The organism is Teretinema zuelzerae (assembly GCF_021021555.1).
In the GTDB taxonomy this organism is placed as follows: domain Bacteria; phylum Spirochaetota; class Spirochaetia; order Treponematales; family Treponemataceae; genus Teretinema; species Teretinema zuelzerae.
This window is the reverse complement of record NZ_JAINWA010000001.1, coordinates 93,526-116,172: the sequence shown is the minus strand read 5'-3', so window position 1 is coordinate 116,172 and position 22,647 is coordinate 93,526. Positions and strand designations below refer to the sequence as shown.

22 protein-coding genes and 1 pseudogene are annotated in these 22,647 nt (G+C 55.3%); 18 read left to right on the top strand and 5 right to left on the bottom strand.

Going from position 1 to position 22,647, the window contains the following annotated elements; all coding sequences use genetic code 11:
• Nucleotides 1-31 precede the first annotated feature (31 nt).
• From K7J14_RS00570 to rpmE, 5 genes and pseudogenes are all read left to right on the top strand, one after another.
• Nucleotides 32-175 carry a hypothetical protein gene (locus K7J14_RS00570; RefSeq protein WP_230752115.1) on the top strand — a complete coding sequence of 48 codons (144 nt, stop codon included), beginning with the start codon at nucleotides 32-34 and terminating at the stop codon, nucleotides 173-175.
• A gap of 19 nt (nucleotides 176-194) precedes the next feature.
• Nucleotides 195-617, top strand: a complete 423-nt coding sequence (locus K7J14_RS00565) for a bactofilin family protein (protein WP_230752114.1) — start codon at nucleotides 195-197, stop codon at nucleotides 615-617.
• A gap of 26 nt (nucleotides 618-643) precedes the next feature.
• Nucleotides 644-1,114 (top strand): CinA family protein, encoded by a 471-nt coding sequence (locus tag K7J14_RS00560; RefSeq protein ID WP_230752113.1) that lies wholly within the window; start codon nucleotides 644-646, stop codon nucleotides 1,112-1,114.
• A 607-nt stretch (nucleotides 1,115-1,721) separates the two neighbouring features.
• Nucleotides 1,722-2,987 (top strand): annotated as a pseudogene (gene rho, locus K7J14_RS00555) (transcription termination factor Rho); the annotation flags it as partial.
• Between the two features lie 168 nt (nucleotides 2,988-3,155).
• Complete coding sequence (gene rpmE / locus K7J14_RS00550; RefSeq protein WP_230752111.1) at nucleotides 3,156-3,362, top strand: 50S ribosomal protein L31; 207 nt, start codon at nucleotides 3,156-3,158, stop codon at nucleotides 3,360-3,362.
• A gap of 90 nt (nucleotides 3,363-3,452) precedes the next feature.
• Here the strand turns inward: rpmE and K7J14_RS00545 are convergent, their stop codons facing one another.
• Both K7J14_RS00545 and K7J14_RS00540 read right to left on the bottom strand, forming a co-directional pair.
• Nucleotides 3,453-4,565, bottom strand: coding sequence for a class I SAM-dependent methyltransferase (locus K7J14_RS00545; protein WP_230752110.1), 1,113 nt, complete (start codon nucleotides 4,563-4,565; stop codon nucleotides 3,453-3,455).
• Nucleotides 4,558-5,202 (bottom strand): redox-sensing transcriptional repressor Rex, encoded by a 645-nt coding sequence (locus K7J14_RS00540; protein WP_230752109.1) that lies wholly within the window; start codon nucleotides 5,200-5,202, stop codon nucleotides 4,558-4,560. The genes K7J14_RS00545 and K7J14_RS00540 overlap by 8 nt, the downstream gene beginning before the upstream one ends.
• A 165-nt stretch (nucleotides 5,203-5,367) precedes the next feature.
• Between K7J14_RS00540 and ileS the strand changes: the two genes are divergently transcribed.
• The 4 genes from ileS to K7J14_RS00520 are packed head-to-tail and all read left to right on the top strand — an operon-like array spanning nucleotide 5,368 to nucleotide 10,124.
• Nucleotides 5,368-8,643 carry an isoleucine--tRNA ligase gene (gene ileS, locus K7J14_RS00535; RefSeq protein WP_230752108.1) on the top strand — a complete coding sequence of 1,092 codons (3,276 nt, stop codon included), beginning with the start codon at nucleotides 5,368-5,370 and terminating at the stop codon, nucleotides 8,641-8,643.
• On the top strand, nucleotides 8,640-9,512 hold the full coding sequence (locus K7J14_RS00530) for a hypothetical protein (protein WP_230752107.1): 873 nt from the start codon (nucleotides 8,640-8,642) through the stop codon (nucleotides 9,510-9,512). Before ileS ends, K7J14_RS00530 begins: the two co-directional genes overlap by 4 nt.
• A 51-nt stretch (nucleotides 9,513-9,563) precedes the next feature.
• Nucleotides 9,564-9,797 (top strand): FmdB family zinc ribbon protein, encoded by a 234-nt coding sequence (locus K7J14_RS00525; RefSeq protein WP_230752106.1) that lies wholly within the window; start codon nucleotides 9,564-9,566, stop codon nucleotides 9,795-9,797.
• A 15-nt stretch (nucleotides 9,798-9,812) separates the two neighbouring features.
• Nucleotides 9,813-10,124: a zinc ribbon domain-containing protein gene (locus tag K7J14_RS00520; RefSeq protein ID WP_230752105.1), complete on the top strand. Its 312-nt coding sequence runs from the start codon at nucleotides 9,813-9,815 to the stop codon at nucleotides 10,122-10,124.
• Here K7J14_RS00520 and K7J14_RS00515 read toward each other — a convergent pair.
• Both K7J14_RS00515 and K7J14_RS00510 read right to left on the bottom strand, forming a co-directional pair.
• Nucleotides 10,105-10,806 carry a PleD family two-component system response regulator gene (locus K7J14_RS00515; protein WP_230752103.1) on the bottom strand — a complete coding sequence of 234 codons (702 nt, stop codon included), beginning with the start codon at nucleotides 10,804-10,806 and terminating at the stop codon, nucleotides 10,105-10,107. The two genes, K7J14_RS00520 and K7J14_RS00515, sit on opposite strands and share 20 nt — an antisense overlap.
• A gap of 10 nt (nucleotides 10,807-10,816) precedes the next feature.
• A complete protein-coding gene (locus tag K7J14_RS00510; protein WP_230752101.1) occupies nucleotides 10,817-11,782 on the bottom strand; it encodes a hypothetical protein in 966 nt (321 codons plus the stop codon).
• Nucleotides 11,783-11,852: 70 nt separating this feature from the next.
• Between K7J14_RS00510 and mfd the strand changes: the two genes are divergently transcribed.
• Nucleotides 11,853-15,362, top strand: a complete 3,510-nt coding sequence (gene mfd / locus K7J14_RS00505; RefSeq protein WP_230752099.1) for a transcription-repair coupling factor — start codon at nucleotides 11,853-11,855, stop codon at nucleotides 15,360-15,362.
• A 42-nt stretch (nucleotides 15,363-15,404) separates the two neighbouring features.
• Nucleotides 15,405-16,052 (top strand): HAD family hydrolase, encoded by a 648-nt coding sequence (locus K7J14_RS00500; protein ID WP_230752097.1) that lies wholly within the window; start codon nucleotides 15,405-15,407, stop codon nucleotides 16,050-16,052.
• A gap of 4 nt (nucleotides 16,053-16,056) precedes the next feature.
• Here K7J14_RS00500 and K7J14_RS00495 read toward each other — a convergent pair whose 3' ends face one another.
• Nucleotides 16,057-17,007 (bottom strand): AEC family transporter, encoded by a 951-nt coding sequence (locus tag K7J14_RS00495; RefSeq protein WP_230752094.1) that lies wholly within the window; start codon nucleotides 17,005-17,007, stop codon nucleotides 16,057-16,059.
• A 105-nt stretch (nucleotides 17,008-17,112) separates the two neighbouring features.
• Here K7J14_RS00495 and K7J14_RS00490 point away from each other — a divergent pair, with 105 nt between their 5' ends.
• The 7 genes from K7J14_RS00490 to K7J14_RS00460 all read left to right on the top strand — a co-directional run bounded on the left by K7J14_RS00490 (nucleotide 17,113) and on the right by K7J14_RS00460 (nucleotide 22,627).
• Nucleotides 17,113-18,282, top strand: coding sequence for a type III PLP-dependent enzyme (locus K7J14_RS00490; RefSeq protein WP_230752092.1), 1,170 nt, complete (start codon nucleotides 17,113-17,115; stop codon nucleotides 18,280-18,282).
• A 153-nt stretch (nucleotides 18,283-18,435) separates the two neighbouring features.
• Nucleotides 18,436-19,311 (top strand): glucose-1-phosphate thymidylyltransferase RfbA, encoded by an 876-nt coding sequence (gene rfbA / locus K7J14_RS00485; protein ID WP_230752091.1) that lies wholly within the window; start codon nucleotides 18,436-18,438, stop codon nucleotides 19,309-19,311.
• A gap of 4 nt (nucleotides 19,312-19,315) precedes the next feature.
• Nucleotides 19,316-19,876: a dTDP-4-dehydrorhamnose 3,5-epimerase gene (rfbC, locus tag K7J14_RS00480; protein WP_230754732.1), complete on the top strand. Its 561-nt coding sequence runs from the start codon at nucleotides 19,316-19,318 to the stop codon at nucleotides 19,874-19,876.
• Nucleotides 19,876-20,823: a dTDP-4-dehydrorhamnose reductase gene (rfbD, locus tag K7J14_RS00475; protein ID WP_230752090.1), complete on the top strand. Its 948-nt coding sequence runs from the start codon at nucleotides 19,876-19,878 to the stop codon at nucleotides 20,821-20,823. Before rfbC ends, rfbD begins: the two co-directional genes overlap by 1 nt.
• Nucleotides 20,820-21,908, top strand: coding sequence for a dTDP-glucose 4,6-dehydratase (rfbB, locus tag K7J14_RS00470; RefSeq protein ID WP_230752089.1), 1,089 nt, complete (start codon nucleotides 20,820-20,822; stop codon nucleotides 21,906-21,908). Before rfbD ends, rfbB begins: the two co-directional genes overlap by 4 nt.
• Nucleotides 21,909-21,983: 75 nt before the next feature.
• Nucleotides 21,984-22,304, top strand: coding sequence for a type II toxin-antitoxin system Phd/YefM family antitoxin (locus K7J14_RS00465; protein ID WP_230752088.1), 321 nt, complete (start codon nucleotides 21,984-21,986; stop codon nucleotides 22,302-22,304).
• Nucleotides 22,304-22,627: a type II toxin-antitoxin system RelE family toxin gene (locus tag K7J14_RS00460; RefSeq protein ID WP_230752087.1), complete on the top strand. Its 324-nt coding sequence runs from the start codon at nucleotides 22,304-22,306 to the stop codon at nucleotides 22,625-22,627. Before K7J14_RS00465 ends, K7J14_RS00460 begins: the two co-directional genes overlap by 1 nt.
• Nucleotides 22,628-22,647: the final 20 nt, after the last annotated feature.

The following is a 22,647-nucleotide window of genomic DNA, read 5'->3' as shown; positions in this document are numbered from 1 at the left end:
ATTTTCTCAGGGCAGAAAATGCTATAAATTAATGGATTTTTCCGGCGCCCGCGATTTTTTCGCCAGGGCGCTGGAGGCTGATCCGACCGATTCGCCCTCGCGGGTGTATCTTGAACGCTGCGATTGGTACATCGCCAATCCTCCCCCGATGATTGGGACGGCGTTTTCACAATGACGACAAAGTAGGAAATCAGATGGCAAAATACAAGGAAAAGGAACCCGAGAGGGATATAACCGTTTTAGGAGAAAAAACGCGTTTTGAGGGATTTCTGAAATTTTCAGAAGAACTTCATATCGCGGGAACCTTCAACGGAACTATCGACGCTCTCGGCGCCCTTGTTATTAAAAAAGGCGCTTCCTGCAGCGCCGATTATGTAACAGCCGCGTCCATAGTGGTCGACGGACAGGTGAGCGGAGATATGACTGCCGGAGACCGAATCGAAATCCGAAGCGGCGGCTCTGTTCGGGGAAATCTTACCACGTCGCGATTGAAAATCGCCGACGGCGTATCCTTCGAAGGCCAGGTCGAGATGATTCGTCCGAATGCCGATATCGATTTGTTTTCGTCGCGTCCGGATATGTTGAAGGATCAGCTTCGACTGAACCCTGATCAGTGATTTTTACGCCCAATTATCCGAAAAAATTGTTCGCGGCCCTGCGTTCGCGGGCGCTGACTCTCGTGACTGCCGAGTCTTTGACCGCCGGCGGCATCGCCCATGCCGTTACCTCGATTCCCGGCTCGTCCGCGGTTCTATGGGGCGGATTTATCGTGTATTCGAACGAAGCAAAAACAGCTCTTTTGGGAGTCCCCCGGGAGACTATTGAAAAATACGGCGCCGTAAGCCGCGAAACCGTTTCTTCCATGGCTCTAGGAGCTCTTGCCGGATCTGGTGCCGATGTGGCTGTCGCGGTAACCGGCTTCGCGGGTCCCGCCGTACCGGGAGACGCCCTTCCCGCAGGCTCGGTCTGGATAGCGGCGGCGTACAGAAAAAACGGCGAAAACACCCTTGCCGAGGTTAGATTGCATCGGTTTACCGGTTCCCGCGCTTCGGTTCGCAGTAAAACCATAGGCGCTGCCTGCTCTCTGGCGAATCATTGTCTTGACAGATTCTAAGGCAGTATCTATAATTACTGTAATCCTTTCTTTTTTTACTGGAAAACCAATCCGAACACAATAATGTCTATTATCCAGAAGTCCTTTTATATAATTATGGAGAATTCTCATGGCACCAATCAGAAAGCGCCGCACCGCTGAAGCAACAGACGGCGAGGTTGAGCAGTCGGCTGATCAGGGTCAGCTTGATCTTGTTCAACCTGAAAACCGTCAGGATACTGTGGAGATGGGCGCATCTGCCCCTGCGGAGAGATCCGAAACTGTCGATCAGACAGAACCTGCTCCGGCCAGCCCGCCCGACCCGAACGGAGGCGGCCAACAATACAGCGAACAAACAGAAAAAAGAGTCGTAGTGCGCCAGCGGGTGAAGCGAAAACCCTCAACGCATGAAAATCAAGGTCCAAACGAAGCACGAGACCATCGGGAAAGCAGAGACAACCGAGATAACAGAGACGGCAGGGATAACCGCGATAACAGAGGCCAGCGCCGGTTTCGCGACCAGGGGAGAGATCACCGGGATGCCCGCCACGACGCAACCCTTACCGCTCAGGCGATGCAGATAGACGCTGAAGCCGCCCGCGAAAACGAAAACAAGCCGAAACTGACCATCAACGAACTGACTCGCATGGGAATGCATGCCCTTCGGGATCTTGCCACCCAGTACGGGGTGCCACATGAAGACATGGTGGCGATGAAAAAACAGGAAATCATTTTCCAGATTCTGAAAGCCCACACCGAGCACGGCGGCATCATCTTCGCCTCGGGATCCCTGGAAATACTGCCCGACGGCTACGGTTTTCTCCGCTCGCCCCAGAACAGCTATCTGCCAGGACCCGACGACATCTACATTTCTCCGAGCCAGATTCGGCTGTTCAACCTGAAAACAGGCGACACTGTATACGGACAGATCCGGTCTCCGAAAGAGGGCGAACGATTTTTCGCGCTGCTGCGCGTGGAAACCGTAAACTTCGACGAAGTCGCGGCGGCGCAGAGCAGAATCCCCTTCGACAATCTTACGCCCCTGTATCCCGATGAAAAACTGAACCTTGAAACGACGACCGGCGAGATCTCTACAAGAATCATGAACCTGTTCTGTCCCATCGGAAAAGGCCAGCGCGCTCTGATCGTGGCGCCTCCGAGAACCGGAAAGACCATTCTGATGCAGCGCATCGCCAATGCCATTACCACGAATCATCCCGAGGTGTACCTCATCGTTCTTCTCATCGACGAACGACCGGAAGAAGTCACCGACATGGAACGGACTGTAAAGGCCGAGGTAATTTCCTCCACCTTCGACGAACAGGCGACCAGGCACGTGCAGGTCGCGGAAATGGTGCTAGAGAAAGCGCGCCGCCTCGTCGAGCATAAGCGCGACGTCGTCATCCTTCTGGACTCGATCACCCGTCTCGCCCGAGCGTATAACCAGACCGTACCGACCTCCGGCAAGGTGCTTTCCGGCGGCGTCGATTCTAACGCCCTGCACAAGCCGAAGAGATTCTTCGGAGCGGCACGAAACGTGGAAGAGGGCGGAAGCTTGACTATCATCGCGACAGCCCTGGTTGAAACCGGAAGCCGCATGGACGAAGTCATTTTCGAAGAGTTCAAGGGCACGGGAAACATGGAAATCAACCTGGACCGGAAACTTTCCGATCGCCGCCTCTATCCTGCGATGAGCATCAAGAAATCCGGCACCCGAAAAGAGGAACTGCTTCTTACGGAAGAAGAAATTCAAAAGATTTGGGTGCTCCGCAAGGTATTGAATCCGATGGACGATACCGAGATAATGGAACTGCTCATTGACAAAATGAAGAAAAGCAAGAATAATGAGGCGTTCTTACGATCGATGAATACCGGCTCTGCCGCTCTCGATTGAGAACTTTTTTCTAAAGAAACCGGTGGACGGGAGCGTTTAGCCTTTCGTTCATTGCCGCCGCGGGATCGGATCTGTGTGATTCGGGAGCGTTTTCGCCGTATCCCTCGGAGCCTGTCGTTAACGCGATAAGCAGGCGCGTTTATTAGAAAACCCCTTTTGGAGGCCACCATGAAAGAAGGAATTCATCCCGGATACGAGATGACCAAGATCACCTGCGCGTGCGGAAACGTGATCGAAACCCGCTCGACCTCGAAGAATATCGAAGTTGAAATCTGCTCTTCCTGCCATCCGTTCTTCACCGGCAAGCAGAAGCTCGTAGACACCGCCGGTCGTATCGACCGCTTCAAGAAGCGCTATAACATCAAAGAGAGCTGATTGTAAGCCGCTCTTCGAGAATGAAAAAAGCCATCCGCAACGGATGGCTTTTTTTTATGCGCAAGCGCGCGATGCGCCGTAAGCGGCGCCTCAGGGGAGGGTGATCTTCCAGAGGCGGTGTATGTTTTTGTTTCTGAAATCTTCCGGGATGGACGCGGCCGAAAGATCCTGGATTTTTGTGTCCGGACGGCTCGCCGCTCCTCCGATAGCCTCGGGATCGAACTTGAGGGAGCGCGAATTCGTCGAGAAATACAGAATTCCTCCGGGAGCGAGAACGGCGAGGCAGGATCTGCACATTTCCGCCCAGTCCCGGTTGAGGTCCAGAATATCGGCGGCTCGCTTCGAATTGGAGAAGGTTGGGGGATCGCAGACGATCAGGTCCCACCGCAGGCCTTCCCTGCGCGAGCTTGCGAGAAAGGCCTTTACGTCCGCGTGGACGCAGGGGTATCTGTTGTTCGCCCCGGCGATGCCTTCTGCGGATCCGAAAGACGGCTCCGTGTCCGGGCGTTCCGGCGATCGCGGAGCGCGGCCCGCGCGGGGAGATTGCGTCCGGAATCCGTTCAGGGTAAGGTTTTCTGCGGCCCAGGTAAGGTAGGTCTTGGACAGATCTACCGATGTAACCGATGCCGCTCCACCGGCCGCGGCATGGACCGAAAAGGCCCCGGTATACGAAAAGAGATTTAAAACACGCTTCCCTTCGGATTCTCCGCGGACGAGCATACGGGCGGGCCGGTGGTCGAGAAACAGTCCGGTGTCGAGATAGTCGGTAAGATTTACAATGAAGCGGGATCCGCCTTCCATCACGATCATGCGTGAAGCGGAAGAATCCATTCGTTCGTATTGGGAATCTTCCCCGCGCTGCCGTTTCCTGATTTTCGTGTATATGCGCGATTCCGGAATGTATAGAACGTCTGCCGCGGCTTTTTTCATCTCGTTCATCCACACGATTTCTTCGGCTTCGGGCTTGTCGTACGGCCGCTCGTACAGCGAGACATGGAGCGAAAGCTCGTCGTTGGACGCGTTTTGATACAGATCGCAGGCGAGAGGAACTTCCGGAATGTCTTTGTCGTAGAGGCGGTAGCAGGTTACTCCGGTGCGGCGAGCCCATTTCTTTAGATGCTTGTATTGCTTTTCCAGCCGGTTGGCGAAAATTACCGCCTGTTCTGCGGTTTTCGCAGCTCTATCGTATTGCTGGTCAGACATTCGCGTGCTTCGCCATATTCATCATTACGCACAGCATTGCATACCCGGAAGTAAGGTCTTCTTTTTGAACCAATACGTCGTCGGGCACATTGAGCTTTACATTCGTGAAATTCCAAATGGCCTTGATTCCCGCGGCGACCAGTTTTTCGGTCACTTCGTTGGCGAAGGCCGACGGAACCGTCAATATCGCGATCTTGGCTCCGAGATTGCGGATCTGGACATCCATGGTTTCAAGGGAGAATACCCGGACTCCGTGGATGGTTTTGCCGACTTTCGCCGGATCCTGATCGAAGGCCGCGCAGATATTGAGTCCGTGGTACTGGAATTCCTGATAGCCGGTGAGGGCGGTGCCGAGGTTTCCGGCTCCGATAAGGACGGCTTGCTGCATTTCGTCCCAGCCGAGGAAGTGTTCGATCGCCGCCATGAGCGCGATCACCGGATAGCCTTTTTTGGGCTTTCCGACGATGCCCGTTATCGCCAGATCCTTGCGGACCTGAATCGGTTCAAGATGGAGCTCCTGGGCGATTACCGTTCCTGATATGTACTCGTTGCCTTCGTCCTTGGCCTGCCTGATGATATGGAGATACGATGGAAGCCGGCGGATCGAAGGAACGGCCGAGATTTTCTGTTTCGCCATGATACTTCCTTGCAATCGATGTTTTTTTAACGATACCCCGCAAAGGGGGGAAAGTCAAGCATTCAAGACCCGCTGGAAGGGGTTCGAACCGGCTATGGAAACAAATCCGCCGATTCGCTATACTGGGACGGAAAATCTCAAAACCTTGTCAGGAGTTGTAACGATATGTACGAAGCGGTCGATCCGAAAGTGAGCTTCCCGGAGCAGGAAGAAAAAGTCCTTGCGTTCTGGGAGAAGAACGACATTTTCAAGAAGTCCGTCGCGAACCGTGAAGGGTGTCCCGACTACGTATTTTATGACGGTCCTCCGTTCGCCACAGGGTTGCCCCATTTCGGACATTTTGTGCCGAGCACCATTAAAGATATTATTCCCCGCTATCAGACGATGAAGGGCCGCAAGGTCGAGCGCCGTTTCGGCTGGGACTGCCACGGCCTTCCCGTCGAGAACCTGATCGAGAAGGAATTGGGCCTCAATTCGAAGACCGACATCGAAGCCTACGGCATCGCTCGCTTCAACGAAGCGTGCCGGTCGAGCGTTTTGCGCTATGTCGACGAATGGCGGCAGACCATCACGCGCCTGGGTCGATGGGTAGATTTCGACAACGATTACAAGACTATGGACGGCGATTACATGGAATCCATCTGGTGGGTCATGAAAAGCCTTTGGGACAAGGGGCTTCTGTATGAAGGCCATTACATTCTTCCCTATTGCCCCCGCTGTTCGACCGTTCTTTCCAACCATGAACTCAATCTTGGCGGATACAAGGACGTCCACGATCCGGCCATTACCGTGAAATTCCTCGTTTCCGGCGGCGTAACAGCCGCGGAAGCCGCCGCCGCGAAAGATAAACTGGCTGTTCATGTTCCCGAGGCATCCCTTGTGTCCGATCTGATCGACGGACACACCTACTTCCTCGCCTGGACCACGACTCCCTGGACCCTTCCGAGCAACCTCGGCCTCACCCTCGGTCCGGACGTCGACTACGTGCTGGTGAGCGACGGCACCGAGCGCTATATCCTTGCAGAAGCGAGGCTCTCCGCGTATTACAAGGATCCGGCGTCCTGCACGATTCTCTGGCGCAAAAAAGGCTCCGAGCTTGCCGGCCTTTGCTATGAGCCGCTTTTCCCCTATTTCGCCCAATTGGCGAAAAACGAAGACGGAAGCCCCGGCGCCTTCCGTACCTTCCTCGGCGACTTCGTTACCACCGCCGACGGAACGGGCATCGTGCATACCGCGCCCGGCTTCGGAGAAGACGACAACCGCGTATTCAAGGGAACCGGCGTTCCTACAATCTGCCCGGTGGACGCCGAATGCAAGTTCACCGCTGATGTTTCCGATTATACGGGACAATTCGTCAAGGAATCCGACAAGGCGATCATGGACCGCCTGCGCGCGGAAGGCAAGCTCGTCAAAAAAGAACAGATTCTCCACTCCTATCCGCATTGCTGGCGCTGTTCCAGCCCGCTGATCTACCGCGCGGTGGGAAGCTGGTTCGTCGGAGTGGAAAAAATCAAGAAGAGCATGCTCGAGGCCAATTTTAAAATCCACTGGCAGCCTTCGCACATCAAGGAAGGCCGCTTCGGGAAATGGCTGGAAGGCGCGCGCGACTGGGCGATCAGCCGGAACCGGTATTGGGGAAATCCCCTTCCGATATGGAAATGCCCGGACTGCGGCAAGACTCTCTGCGTGGGAAGCCGCCAGGAGCTGAAGGATCTTTCCGGCGTATACCCCGAGGATCTGCACAAGCATTTCGTCGATCAGATTACGATTCCCTGCTCCTGCGGCGGAACCATGAACCGCATCACGGAAGTTCTCGACTGCTGGTTCGAGTCCGGCGCCATGCCCTATGCCCAGAACCACTATCCCTTTGAAAACAAGGAATACTTCGAGAAGCATTTCCCCGCGAACTTCATTTCAGAGGGACTCGATCAAACCCGAGGCTGGTTCTATACGCTTACCATTCTCGCGGCGGCTCTCTTCGACCGGCCCGCGTTCGAAAACTGCATTGTCAACGGCCTGGTGCTCGCTACAGACGGCAAGAAGATGTCGAAGTCGCTGCGGAACTACACCGACCCCAACAAGGTAGTCGGGGAATTCGGCGCCGACGCTCTCCGTCTGTTTTTGATGCACTCAGCCGTGGTCAAGGCCGACGATCTCAAGTATTCCGACGAGGGCGTCCGGGAAATTTTAAAGGGCATCCTGATTCCCCTGTGGAACAGCTACAGCTTTTATGTCACCTACGCGAATATCGACGGAATCGAGTCTCCCGCCGACGATGCGCCGCTGGCAAAAGACGCGTCGGCGAATCCCCTGGACCGCTGGATTCTTTCTATCACCGAAAAAATGGTGCTGGAAGTTTCCGAGTCTCTGGATTCCTACGACCTCTCGAAGGCTATCGACCCGATCGTAGATTTCATCGATCAGCTCAACAACTGGTACATCCGCAGGTCCCGCAGGCGTTTCTGGAAGAGCGAAAACGACGGCGACAAGGCTCAAGCCTACGACACCCTCTACCGCGCGCTCAAAAAATTCGCCCTCGTGGCCGCTCCGGTGGTGCCCTTCATCACCGAGTCGATGTGGCTCAACCTCAGAACCTCCTCCGATCCCGAGTCGGTGCATCTGGCCGATTATCCGAAATACGACGAGAGTTTGCGCGATCCCGCCCTCGAGTTCAAAATGGCGACGGTTCAAAAAGCGATATCGATGGGAAGAAGCCTCCGCTATCAGTTCAATCTGAAAACCCGCCAGCCTCTGAAATCGGTCGAGCTGGTGACCCGCAATCCCGAAGAGAAAAGCGTCCTGCTTGAAATGGAAGAGAGCATCCGCGACGAATTGAACGTCAAGGAAGTCGTTTTCCACGACAAGGAAGAGGACCTGGTGGAATATTCCGCCAAGGCGAACTTCCGCGTATTGGGTAAAGAACTCGGCGCTTCCATGAAAATCGCGGCGGCCGAGATCGAAAAACTCAGTTCTTCCGAGATTCAAACGATTCTCGAGGGATCGACTCTCAGCATCGATGTCGAAGGACAGACCGTAGAGCTTACGCTCGAAAAGATAGTCGTAACCCGCGTGGAGAAAGCGAATCTCCGCGTCGTGAACGAAGGAACCCTGACCGTCGGACTCGACACGGAAGTGACCGAAGAGCTCCAGCTCGAGGGCCTTATCCGCGACCTGGTGCGCGGGGTCCAGAACCTTCGCAAGGAACGCGGACTCGCCGTAACGGACCGCATCCGGCTGACGGTTGGATCGGCTTCTTCGAACAGCGCCGAATCCGCCGAGCTTTTGAAAAAGGCGTTCGAGCGGTTTAAGGACTACCTCGCAAGCGAAACGCTTTCCGTTTCAGCGGCGTGGGCGCAAGATTTAGCGGGACAGAGCGGCTCCAATCCCGCTTCGATCGAAGCCGGAGACGAACTCTGGCTTTCGGACATCGCCCTCGCATGAGAATGATGCGTACCAACGGCCGCCTCGGCCTTGCCTGGCCGGCCCTTGGTTTGTGCGTCCTCCTTTTGGCGTCCTGCGCCACAACCGGAGAGCGAATTCCGCAGAATCCCATGGCTCTCCTGAGTTCCGGCGCAGACGCCTACGCGTGCATTCCGGTGGAAGGAAACAGGCTTTTCGTCGAACAGATGCTCGCATCTTTCGGCTTCGAGGATCTTTCGGAGCAGGCTCTCTCGCGAATTCATTCGGTATATGTATCGATACGGTTTTCAGAAGGCGAGGGTACGAAATCGATCATAGAGGGATTCGCTCTCGGTTCGTTTCCGAAGGCCGCTTCCGGCCTTATTTTCCCCGCCTCGAAGGGCTGGCTGAAACAAACAGAACGCGGCGCGGGGGAGTGGTATTCCCTGAACGGGCTTCGGGGCGCGGTTCCGCGCTCGGGCGTGCTGTTATTTTCCTCCGAAGGCGATATCGCCTCTTTACTGCGGCGCCTGAAATCAGGCGGCGGAGATGACGCACCTGTTTTGCCTCCCCGTTTCGAATCAGCCGTCCTGAACGCAGCCTCAAGTCTAGGCTCGCTGACCGGGTTTTTCGTTCAAAACCCCAAACAGCCTCTTTCCCGCTTTCTCGGTCCGGATTTGACATTGCCGATCGCGTCCGCGGAAGCGTACATTGAAAGAGACGGAACGGACAACGCGCTTTTTTCAGTGTATCTGGAAACGACAGACGCGCGAAGCGCGCGAATGGCCGCTTCTTTGTTTCGACTCGCCCTGGGCGCGTCGTTTACGCAGAACGGAAGCACCCTGTCATTGGAGAACCGCAGTTTTCCTGTGGGAACGCTTGCCGACGCGATTAAAAAAATGTATTTTTAAAGAGCGAATTATCAGCGCTACATTATTTTTCTTATAAGGGTTTAAGCTTGTATGCCAACATATGATTATGCCTGTGATTCTTGCGGAAATCGATTTGAAGTATTCCAGAAAATGTCCGACCAGCCGGTGAACACCTGCCCGTCATGCGGAAAAGCCGTGCGTAGGGTGCTGTCGGGCGGGGTAGGAATCAGTTTTAAGGGTTCCGGTTTTTACAAAAACGATTCGGCCCCTTCCTGCGGAAACAGCACCGCCTGCGCGAAAGCTTCGTGCGGCGCGGACAAGTAGCCGCGGCCTTTGTCGATGCCGGCCAAAAAACCGCGTTTTTTTTGCGAATTCTGCGGCTCGGAAGTTAAGCAAAAAGACAAATTTTGTCCCCGCTGCGGGAAATTCTTCGCGTCTGTTCGCTGTCCTGCCTGCGGCTTCGCGGGGGATTCGTCCGTATTCAGGGACGGATGCCCGGCGTGCGGCTACGCGGTGAACGGACGAGGTTCGAACAGAAGCGGCCCGGAAGGGAAACGCGGCAACGCGACGCCCGACCCGCTTCCCTGGTGGATTTATCCGGCCGTATCCCTTATATTCATCGCTCTTTTAGCTATTGCCCTGATCCACTGAGAAAGGCGTTGATTTCGGAAACGTTTTCCGGGCTGAGATCGATGAAGTCCAACTGGAGCAGGGCGGAAACGCCCTGAATCAGGCAGCGGGGCGATAAAATCTTTTTATTGAGTTTAAGCGAACATTGTTCGAGAATTTCGCCGGCCGCAAGGTCGCTGACCGAAGCAGGGGAGTCAGGCCGGAAGCGCATGTGCTCCGCGCTGAGCCGTTCGATCTTGCCGGTGATGATCGCGTCGGTGAGCGGATTCGTGAACATGAATACGGCGTTCGCGGAGATCTCCGCGTTGGGGATTTGAGGGTTTTCCTCGAACCCGTAGCGGGCGAAGAGCTTTTTCAGTGTCGCATCTTCGTCGTCTTCCAGACTGAAGTTTTCCTGAATCATCGCGTTGATTCCCAGAAAGTTCGCCTTGTCGGCGTCGTCCGTCGTGAAGCGTTCGGAAATAAGCAGGATGATCAGGGTTTCGGCCCTGGCATGGTCTGATCGAATGAATTGGGTCAGCGTTTTCCAATGGCGCGGAAAATCGGCCGTATTTATGAACACGGTATCGGGAAGGATTTCTTCAATATTGTCCAAAGCCTTGATAGCAGACCGGTAATGAATCAAATCGAATCCGGAAGACTTGAGAATTTTCCGGATTTCGGGGAGGTTTTGATCATTTTCCGAGACAAGGAGAGCTTTCATTCCGTATATCCTACTCGTTTCCGAGATTTTCTACCGTGTAGTTATAAATAAGCCACACATTGTTGCGCGACCATACATAATACACAAAACGTTTTTTTTCAGTGTAGTTGTTCTGATCGAACCACTCGATGACGCTTACCGTTCCTTCCGTCGCGGTGTACATCGTTCGTTCGATCTCGAATCGGTTCGGTATGACGGACAGTTCGCGGTCTATCCGCTCCTGTTTCAAATCAGCCTTATAGCGTTCGATGATCGCGAGCCTTCCGGTTTCTGATTCGCTGTTGTACCGGCGGCCCAGCGCCGGATCGCGTTTAATCATCCGGTCCAGGTCGAAATAGACGAAGAACTGGTCCCACAGGCCTTTCTGCCGGGCGGTGATAACCGTCATCACGACCTGGTCGGGAGGGATGCTTTCCGCTTTCAGGATTTCGCCGGTTTGAGCGGCGATCGGCAAGCTTTTCAGGCCCGCCGGACCGGGAGAGGGCTTGATGTCCAGGGTGAGCCGGTTCGACGCGAACGAGGAGCCGGCATTTTTCGCGTTGAGCAGTTCTGGATAAAAACGGCATTGCAGGATATACATTCCCGGCTCTGTTATAGCGAGGTAGTCTTTCAGGTTTTCCACGAACGAAAAGGACTCTCCCGGTTCAAGGCTCACTTCGCGGAAGAACACCTGCCGGGAGGTGCTCTGCCTTCTTTTCCAGTCTTCCGTATGATCGAGAAACAAATTGCGCGTGTTCGCGGCGGTGAAATCCACGCTGAACGAGCGGTCGTCGGCGAGTTTGAAGCGGAGCGTGTCCGGACTCGGGTTTTTAATGGTGACATGGATGAAAATCTGTTCGGCCGGGGAGTTTCCGGGATAATACACCGCGCGGTTATAGAAACGTATCGAAACTTCGCCCTGGGCCGGTGTTTGGCCTTGAGCCGGTAAAACCGTAGAGAGGCACAGTATGAGCATGACAAATGAGAACTGTTTCACCTTCAAAAACTCCCTTTTCTCAACTATCGGTCTTTTTCATCCCTCTCATTAGTGTTAATATACTCTCAATATGTCCACTTTTTCCCTTCAAACAGCGATACACCGGTGGCAGTCCATGTCCGGTGTTCTTGACCGTTTAAATGAACACGCATGGCCCTATGAAATTGAGGGTCTTCAGGGCGGTCTCCAGGGCTTTTTCCTTGCCGAGTTCATACAATCGAACGCGCAACCGCTCGTAATCGTGGTGCCGACGGAGAAGGACATCGAATCCCTTTCCGCCGATCTCGACCTCTCATCCCTCGATTGTACCGTGCTTCCCTGGTGGGGATCCATCGCCTACCGCCCTGTTCCGCCGAGCTCCCCGGTATTCGGCCGCCGCTCAGCCGCTCTCTCCGCTCTTTCTGCCTTTTCGGATTCAGCCGCCTCGGGAATACCCCTCCCTCAGGATAAGCGGGTCGTCGTCATGACTCAGAGGGCCTTTTTAACGCCCGTCCCCCCGCGCGAGGCCTATCGTTCCCTGCTGCGGGAAATTCGGGTCGGCTCCGATTTCGACTCGGCGTCTTTAGCGCAGACCCTTGCGGAACACGGCTACACCCGCGTTCCCCGGGTTACGGTGCGGGGCGAGTTCGCCCTCCGCGGCGAGGTGCTGGACATCTTCATGCCGGGAGAGGAAGACGCGCACCGCGTGGTGTTCGACTTCGACCGGGTGGAACAGATCAAATCCTTCGATCCTTCGAGCCAGACCTCGAACGCATCGCTCGAATCCTTCGTCGTCTATCCCGTTCGGGAGGTAATCTGGACCGACGAACGCATCTCGGTTCTGGAGCGGACTCTCGCGGATCTGCCCGAATTCGGCGGGGGCGCCGACTATCTGATACGCCATCTGCGCGAGCATCGGGGTTTCGACGGAGAAGAGCTCTTTTATCCGCTGGCCTTCGGAAATCCGTCGTCCGTGCTTGATTATCTGGGCGGCTCAGGGATGGAAAACGCACCGGCCGTTCTGTTCATCGATTACGACCGCCAGGACAACTCCCAGGAAAGTTTGGATCGCGAGTACCTCGGTTTGTACCGGAAAATGAAAACCGCCTCGGCTTCGGGCGAAACAGACCATCGGTACGCCTCGGATTCCCTCCAATCCCTCCTTCTTTCGCAAGTTCCCGAACCCCGGCGCCTCCTTTTCAATTTCAAGGAGCTGTGCGAGGGATGGACCAAGCGTCTGCTCTTCCGGACCATCCACGGCGAAGCCTCTCGTTCGTCCGAGCGGCTGCGCCTCGTCTGCGACCCGCCCCGGAGCTTTTTCGGGAACATCGTGTACCTCAAGGAAGAACTCGATTCCCTTATCAGAAACGGGTGGAAGATCTGCGTGTTCGCGGAGAGCGAGCATCAGGCCCTGAGAGTCGGGGAAATCCTGAAGGATTTTCCGATAGAGATATTCCCGATAAACCTGTCCTCCGGCTTCGGCTTGCCTGAACTCAAGATCCTTGTAATTCAGGAAAACGAGATATTCGGCCGCAGGCGGCATATCCCCAAGTCGGTGAAGCACGCGAAGAGCGCCGTTATCGACACCTTCGTCGAACTTAATCCCGGCGACTACGTCGTCCACGTCAATTACGGCATCGGCCGCTTCAAAGGCATCGACCGGGTGCGCGCTCTCGGGAACGAGCGGGACTACATCAAGCTCGAATACGCGAACGAAGAAATCGTGTTCATTCCGATCGAGCAGGTCAACCTCGTCCAGCGATACATCGGAAACGAGGGCGACGATCCCCGGCTCGACCGCATCGGCTCAAAATCCTGGGAAAACCGCAAAAACAAGGTAAAAAAGTCCGTAGAGGACATCGCCCAGCAGCTTATCTCTCTCTATTCGAAGCGGAAAGCCGCCCGCGGCTTCGCCTTCCCCAAGGACGGCGAGTGGCAGACCGCCTTCGAGGCAGCCTTCCCCTACGAGGAAACGGACGACCAGCTGACGGTCACCGCCGAAATAAAAGAAGACATGGAAAAGCCCGTGCCGATGGACCGCCTCGTGTGCGGAGACGTAGGGTACGGAAAAACGGAAGTGTCGATGCGAGCCGCCTTCAAGGCCGTCATGGGCGGAAAACAGGTCGCCTTTCTCGCTCCCACCACGATTCTCGCCGAACAGCACTACGACACGCTCACCGAACGCTTCGAGAAATTCCCGGTGCGGATCGCCCAGCTCTCCCGCTTCGTCTCCCCCGCGGACCAGAAAAAAACGCTCGAGCGGGTCGCGCGCGGAGAGGTCGACATTCTGGTGGGCACACACCGCATCATCCAGAAGGACGTAAAGTTCAAGGACTTGGGGCTCATGATAATCGACGAGGAGCAGCGCTTCGGGGTGAAGGACAAGGAGCGGCTCAAGGAAATGCGGACGAGCATCGACTCCCTCGCCATGAGCGCCACCCCGATCCCCCGGACCCTCCACATGTCCCTCCTGAAAATCCGCGACATGAGCCTCTTGACCACGCCCCCGCAGAACCGCCACCCGATAGAAACGGTGATAGCCGAGTTCAACGGGGACCGCGTCGCGGCCGCCATCAGGCGCGAGGTAGAGCGCGGCGGCCAGGTGTTCTATCTCCACAATCGAGTGGAAAGCCTTGAGGAAACCCGCATTCTCATCGAAAAGCTCGTGCCCGAGATGCTCGTTGACACCGCCCACGGCCAGATGGGCCCGACGGAGCTCGAAGAAATATTCCGCCGCTTTAAAATGGGCGGCTTCCATGTGCTCATCGCGACGACCATCATCGAAAACGGCATCGACATACCCAACGTGAACACCATCATCATCGACAAGGCCAACATGTACGGCGTGTCCCAGCTCTACCAGCTGCGCGGCCGCGTCGGACGCTCTGACCGCAAAGCCTTCGCCTACCTCTTTTATCCGGAAGGCAAGGCGCTTTCCGAGATCGCCATGAAGCGCCTCCAGGTCATATCGGACTTTACCGAACTCGGCTCGGGCTTCAAGATCGCGATGAAGGATATGGAAATTCGGGGAGCGGGCAACCTGTTGGGCAAGGAGCAGTCCGGAGACATTTATTCGGTCGGCTTCGATCTCTACCTCAAAATGCTCGAAGAAGCCGTGCAAAAACTCCAGAACTCCGATTATGTCGCGGAGGAGGAGGTGTGGCTCGAACTCGAATACACCGGCTTCATCCCCGATTCCTATATCGAAATGGCGCAAACGAAGATGGAAATCTACAAGAAAATCGCGTCCATCGGCACCCAGAACGAACTCGACCGGGTGTACACGGAGCTTCTGGACCGCTTCGGCCCCATACCGGAAGAGGTGCAGAGCCTCCTCTCGCTCGCCGAGATCAGGATTATCTGCAGGAACCTGTCGATTTCCAGCCTGAAAGAACGGGCCGGCCGGGTGTTCGTGGAGTTCTCCAAGGTGTCGAAGGTGTCCGTGGAGCGGCTTCTCCGCATGATGAAGGAATCCGCCGGCCGGGTGAAGCTCGACCCGCGTCAGCCGAACATCCTGATTCTGGAAACCGGAAAGATCGGCCTCAAGGAAAAAAGCGAATACATCCGCGAAAAGCTGGACCAGCTCTCTATTGAGAGCTGAGCTCTCAATAGAGAGCTGAGCTGGGCGCGTAAGGAGACTATCATGAACAAGATAAAAGCCGTGTTGCTTGATTTCGGCAATGTGATTTCGGAACAGCAGGATACTACCTGCTTCGACCGCATGGCGAGCCTTACGGGGCTTTCCCGCGACGTATTCGTCGACGGGTTCCGCCGCTACCGGAGCGAGTTCGATCGGGGAACCCTCCCGGGACTCGAAATGTACCGGAACATCCTGAACGACGCAGGATACCGGCATGAAACTTCCGCCCAGGCGAGCGAGAAGGGCCCTTCCTTGGACGAACTGACCGAGCGCCTGTTGGACGAAGATCTGACGGCGTGGACGCGAATTTCAGGCCCTGTCACCGAGTGGGCGCTGGGGCTTCAGAAGAATGGGTATAAAATCGGGATACTCTCTAACATGCCCTTCGAATTTCTGGAACGGTTCGAGAGCCGGGTGCCGCTCTTTCTTGCCGTGGACGCCGCCGTGTTTTCCTGCCGGGTGAACCTTGTAAAGCCTGAACCGGAGATATACCGGGAAGCGGTGAAAGCGCTTGGGGTTCAGGCGGAAGAAATCGTTTTTTTCGACGACATCCAGATTAATATCGACGCCGCCCGCGCGGAAAAGCTCAATGCCTTCTTGTGGACCTCTCTCGCTCAGGCGAAAAAAGACCTCGAACCGCTGCTCGCGTAAGGATTTAGCGCGAGAGCAGCACGCCCATTACCGGAATCGTTATCACGGAGAGGAGCGTCGTCATGAACACGATGGACGATGCGGTCTTGCTGTCTCCGCCGTAGACCTCCGCGAGCAAACTGGTGTTGGACGCGGCCGGCATTCCGGCGATGATTATCGAAATGAGATAGAGTTCTCCGCTCACGCCCGCCGCCCGGAGCGCGATCGCCGTTAACAGCGGCCAGGCTGCCAACCGAACCGCGCTTACGGCGTAGAGCCGCCAGTCTCCCATGACCGCGCCCAGCGGAGTGCGCGAAAGCATGGCCCCGGTCACGATCATCGCCAGCGGAGTGGTCATGCTTCCCAGCATCGTAAGCGGAAGCGCGATCGCCTGCGGAATGGCGATGGAAAAAAAGAAAAAGAGAAAGCCCAGCAGGGCGGACACCACATTGATATTGAAGATGCGCTTCAACGGGATGCGAGCGGCGCTCCGGCTTTCCGCGGAGGCCGCCCCTCCGGTCCTGTCCGCGGCGATCATGAGAATGCCGACAGAAAAGGCGAGCACGTTGAACAAAATGTTGTGGATCGAGGCGAGAAAGAGGGATCCCTCTCCCATAATGGACGTTATCACGGGGAATCCCACGAAGGCGGCGTTCGAAAAGGCCAGCGAAAAGGCCGCGGCCCCCGGGGCTCCGGTTTTGTTGTTCGGATACAGGGCGCGGGAGACCAGAAGGGAGAGCCCGATTATCGCGATGTAAAAGAGGGACGCGACGAGAAGGGTTTGCAGGGATTGGGCGAGCAGATCGGCCGAAAACGGTTTTTGCAAAGACATCAACACGAGGGCGGGAAGGGTAGCCTTCACGATCAGATTAGACATGCCGCGAATCGCATTGCCTTCTATCAGCTTCTTGATTCCGAGCAGATAGCCTATCGCCATGAGAAAAAAAAGGGCTCCGACCTGTAATAATACGTTCATTGGAAAAATATGCCCGAAGGGGCGCAAAATATCAATTGACACAAGAGGTAATGGAGCCTATATTGCAAAAATAGTTTCAATTTACCAGGAGGTGCGAAACCCTAAGTGAACAGAGAAGAGTATGTAAGTGATGCCGAATGGCACCGTTTTCTCGAGTTTTCGGAGAAACTCGAGACACCCTGCGTGGTGATTAATCTGCGGACGATCAAGAAGAACTACATCAAGCTTCAGAATTCGTTTCCCTTCGCCCAGATCTATTACGCTGTAAAGGCGAATCCGAACCCGAAGGTCATATCCCTTTTGGCTGAACAGGGCTCCAATTTCGACATCGCGTCGAGATTCGAACTGGATAAAGTGCTCTCTCTGGGCGTAGAGCCCGAACGCATCAGCTACGGCAACACCATCAAAAAAGCGCGGGACATTGCATACTTCTTTGAAAAGGGTATCCGCATGTTCGCAACGGACAGCAAGGAAGACCTCAAAAACATCGCGAAATACGCGCCCGGCTCGAAAGTCTACGTGCGCATACTCGTGGAAAACTCCGTTACCGCCGACTGGCCGCTTTCGCGGAAGTTCGGCTGCCACCCCGACATGGCCTACGACCTGCTCGTACAGGCCCGCGACGCAGGCCTTACCCCCTACGGAATTTCCTTCCACGTAGGCAGCCAGCAGCGCGACATCGGCCAGTGGAACGACGCCATCGCCAAGACCAAGTACCTCATGACGAGCCTCGAAGAAGACGAGGGCATCAAGCTCCAGATGATCAACATGGGCGGCGGCTTCCCGGCGAGCTACATCGAACCGACGAACGACCTCAAGGAATACGCGAGCGAAATCACCCGCTATCTCCGGGACGACTTCGGCGACGAAATCCCCCAGATCATTCTGGAACCGGGCCGATCCCTCGTGGGAAATTCGGGAATCCTGATAAGCGAGGTCGTCCTGATCTCCCGCAAGAACAACACCGCCCTGAACCGCTGGGTGTTCCAGGACACCGGCAAGTTCAACGGCCTGATCGAAACCCTGGGCGAGTCCATCAAATACCCGGTGGTCACGCTCAAGGACAGCCCGACCGCGAAGTACGGGGAAGTCATCCTGGCCGGCCCCACCTGCGACAGCATGGACATCATGTACGAAGACTGCAAGTACCGCCTGCCTATCGACCTGAAAATCGGCGACCGGCTCTACTGGCTTTCCACCGGAGCCTACACCTCCAGCTACGCCTCGGTCGAGTTCAACGGCTTTCCGCCGATTACGACCCACATAATGGACTAACCCATCCCTGCGGCGCCCTCTTAAGGGCGCCGTTTTATTTTACGCTTCCTCTCCTTGGCGCCTCTCTTGCGCTAAGCCCCCTCTGCTGATAAAATGCTTTGGTACATCTTGCGACCTTGTCACTATTCTCATCGAGTAAAAAGGACTTATCATATGAAAGGAATCATACTTGCCGGCGGTTCGGGAACCCGGCTCTATCCGATCACGAAGGCGGTATCCAAGCAGATCCTGCCCCTCTACGACAAACCCATGATCTACTATCCCCTGTCCGTTCTCATGCTTGCGGGAATCCGCGAGGTGCTCATCATCTCCACCCCCAGGGACCTCCCCGTGTTCAAGGATCTGTTCGGCTCGGGCGAATGGCTGGGGATGCGCTTCGAATACGCCGTCCAGGAAAGCCCCCGGGGCCTTGCCGACGCCTTTATCGTGGGCGAGCGCTTCATCGCCGGAGATTCCTGCGCCCTGGTGCTCGGCGACAACATTTTCTACGGCCGCGGATTTTCCGCCACCTTGAAAAACGCCGCGAACCGCATTGATTCCGAAGGCGGCGGGGCGATTTTCGGCTATTACGTAAAAGACCCCACTTCCTACGGAGTCGTCGAGTTCGATCCTTCGGGAAAGGCACTCTCCATCGAGGAAAAACCGGCAAAGCCGAAGTCCCACTTCGCCGTTCCCGGCCTGTATTTCTACGACAATACAGTCGTCGACATCGCCAAAAACGTGAAGCCGTCCGCGCGCGGGGAAATCGAAATCACCTCAGTGAACAACACCTATCTCGCTCAAGGCCGCCTCTCCGTAGAGGTGCTCGGCCGCGGAATGGCCTGGCTCGATACAGGCACCTACGACGGCCTCCTTGAAGCCTCGAACTTCATCGCCACCGTGCAGAAGCGGCAGGGAATGTACGTATCCTGCATCGAAGAGATCGCCTTCGCCAATAAATGGCTGACCAAAGACGCCCTTCTGGCCCTTGCCGCCGGCTACAAGACCGAATACGGCGAGTATCTTTCTTATATCGCGGAGAATGCCTGATCCTATGCCCTTTACCATTACGCCTTGCCCCATAGAGGGATTGTTCGAGATCGTGCCGAAGGTTTTCGGCGACCACCGCGGGTATTTTTTCGAGTCCTGGTCCGAGCGCGATTTTGCCCAGGCCGGTCTTTCCATGCGCTTCGTTCAGGATAACCAGTCGAAGTCCGTTCGCGGCGTGCTCCGGGGCCTTCATTTTCAAAAGAAATACCCCCAGGGAAAGCTTGTTCGCTGCATCGACGGCGAAGTATTCGACGTAGCGGTGGACATACGTCCAGGTTCTCCGACTTTCGGCCGCTGGCACGGAGTGCTCCTGACCCCTGAGCGCCAGAATCAGTTCTATATACCTGAAGGCTTTGCCCACGGGTTTCTTGTGTTATCGGAAACGGCAGTATTCGCGTACAAGTGCACCGAGTTTTACCACCCGGAGGACGAAGGCGGTTTGATGTGGAACGATCCCGCCATCGGAATCGAGTGGCCGGACCTCGGGATGCCCCCGTCTCTCTCGGACAAAGACACAAAGCACGCGTCTATCGAAGCTCTCCGCGCTGAACTGGGGGGAAACTGATGGTCTGGCTTATCGGCAACAAGGGCATGCTGGGCACGGAGCTTTCGAACAAGCTTTCCGCCTGCGGAATCGAATGCGTCGGCACCGACCGCGAGGTCGACATCACAGAAAGCGCCGCTCTCGAACGCTACGCCGAATCACTCGTATTCCGGGGCAAGTCGATTCGCGCGATCATAAACTGCGCGGCCTACACCGCAGTCGACAAGGCCGAGGACGACCGGGATCTCTGCTCGCGCCTCAACGAAGACGGACCGGCGAATATCGCTTCCTGCGCCGCCAAATACGGCGCCGTCATGCTCCATATTTCCACCGACTACGTTTTTAACGGAAACGGAGCGCGCCCCTATCGGGAAGACGATCCGACCGATCCCACGGGAGTCTACGGCCTCACCAAGCGAGACGGAGAATCTGCCGCCCTTGCGAACAATCCGCGCACCTGGATACTCAGAACCGCCTGGCTCTACGGAGCTCACGGGAACAACTTCGTTCACACCATGCTTCGCCTCATGGCAGAAAAAACCGAGCTGAAAGTCGTTAACGACCAGCGGGGCACTCCCACCTGGGCGAAAGACCTCTGCGAGGCGATCTGCGCGTTTCTTCTTTCTGTTCCCGCGATAGCCCGCGAGGCGGCGCATCCGGAAGCCTGCGCGTACAAGACGGTTTCCTCCCCCGAGTTCGGCATATACCATTTTTCAAACGAAGGAAACATCTCCTGGTTCGATTTCGCGAACGAAATCTATCTCTCCGGCAGGGACGCAGGCCTTCTCGATCCGTCGAAAAACTGCTCGATTCTGCCGTGCACGAGCGCGGAGTTTCCTGCCAAGGTCCGCCGCCCCCCGTATTCCGTGCTGGACAAGTCGAAAATACGCGCGGTTCTGGGCCGGGACATCCCCGACTGGAAGGCGAGTTTGAAAGAGTACCTTTCCTCCAAGGAGAATAAAATATGAGAAAACTGAATAACATACTCGTTACCGGCGGCGCCGGATTTATCGGGTGCAATTTCATCCATGTGCTTCTGCAGAAAACCCCGTCCTTTTCCGGCCGCGTGGTCAACCTCGACGCGCTTACCTACGCCGGAAACGCCGCGAGCCTTGCGGACATCCAAACCCAATTCGGCGGCAAGCGCTATTTTTTCGAACACGGAGACATCACCGACCGCGCCAAGGTCGAGGAAGTATTCAAAAAATACGACATCGACACGGTGATCCACTTTGCCGCGGAAAGCCATGTGGACCGCTCGATCCTGGGCCCGGAAGCCTTCATCAAAACCAACGTGATGGGAACCTTCACCCTGCTGGACGCCGCGCGCGCCAGTTGGAAGGCCTCCGACGGCTCCATGCGGACAGACGTCCTCTTTCATCACATCAGCACCGACGAAGTCTACGGTTCTCTGGGAGACACCGGCTACTTCACCGAAACCACTCCCTACGATCCCCGCTCACCCTATAGCGCGAGCAAGGCCTCCAGCGACCACCTCGTGTTCGCCTACCATCATACCTACGGCATGCCGGTAACCCTGTCGAACTGCTCGAACAACTACGGCCCCTACCACTTCCCCGAGAAGCTCATTCCCCTCATGATTCTCAATATTCTCGACGGAAAACCCCTGCCGGTATACGGCGACGGCAAGAACATCCGCGACTGGCTCTTCGTGGAAGACCACAACACTGCGGTGTGGGACATCGTCAACAAGGGCCGAGTCGGCGAAAAATATAATATCGGCGGCGAAAACGAGTGGACTAACATCGACCTGTTGCTCAACCTGATCGACATCGTCGCTTCCAAGGCCGGCCTCGATGCCAAAAAGGTGCGCGACACCATCACCTACGTAAAAGACCGCCCCGGACACGATCGCCGCTACGCGATCGACTGCTCGAAACTGAAAAAGGAGCTCGGCTGGAAACAGTCCGTCACCTTCGAAGAAGGCCTCGCTCTTACCGTAGACTGGTACCTGTCCCACAAGGACTGGGTAGAAGGCATCAAATCCGGCGACTATAAAAACTGGGTAGAAAAAAACTACGATAAACGCTGATTATATATATATCAATATATTTATTGATATATACACAGGGATTTTGTATACTATGTGAAGGAAGGGGGAAAGAAGATGACTACCACAGCTGTATTACAATCTATGATCCCTGTATCGCGTTTTAATAAGGGCGAGGCCGGTCGTATTTTTGACGAATTAACGCATGATAAAACCAAAATAGTAGTAAAAAATAACGTTCCGGTAGCTGTTATTCTCAGTCCTGATGAATACGCGAGAATTATCGATGAAAACGCTGACAATATCCTTCTTGCCGAAGCAAGCATGCGTGTCTCTCAATCATCGCAGAGCGATTTTATTTCTGAAACCGATTTCATGCGGGCAATCGGAGTCACTCAAGAAGAGATCGATACCAGCAATGATGTAGAGATCGAATAATGCCGTGGGTTGTTACCTTCCACAAAGCAGCTATTACGGATGTTGAAAAACTTGACGGATCATGTAAAATCCAGGTTTTAAAGGCTATCCAAAAGGTTTCCCGGAATCCGCTTCCTTACACAGAAGGCGGCTATGGAAAACCTTTGGGCAATAAAGAAAGTTCAAACCTTGCCGGTTATATGAAAATCAAACTAGCCAAGCTTGGTTTACGCGTCGTGTATCGGCTGGTACGAACAAAACAAGAAATGAAGATAATTGTGATTTCTATTCGCGCGGATAATGAAGTGTATGAACTTGCGGAAAGGCGCATTAAAGCAGAATGAAATGTGCAAAGACCCCCTGA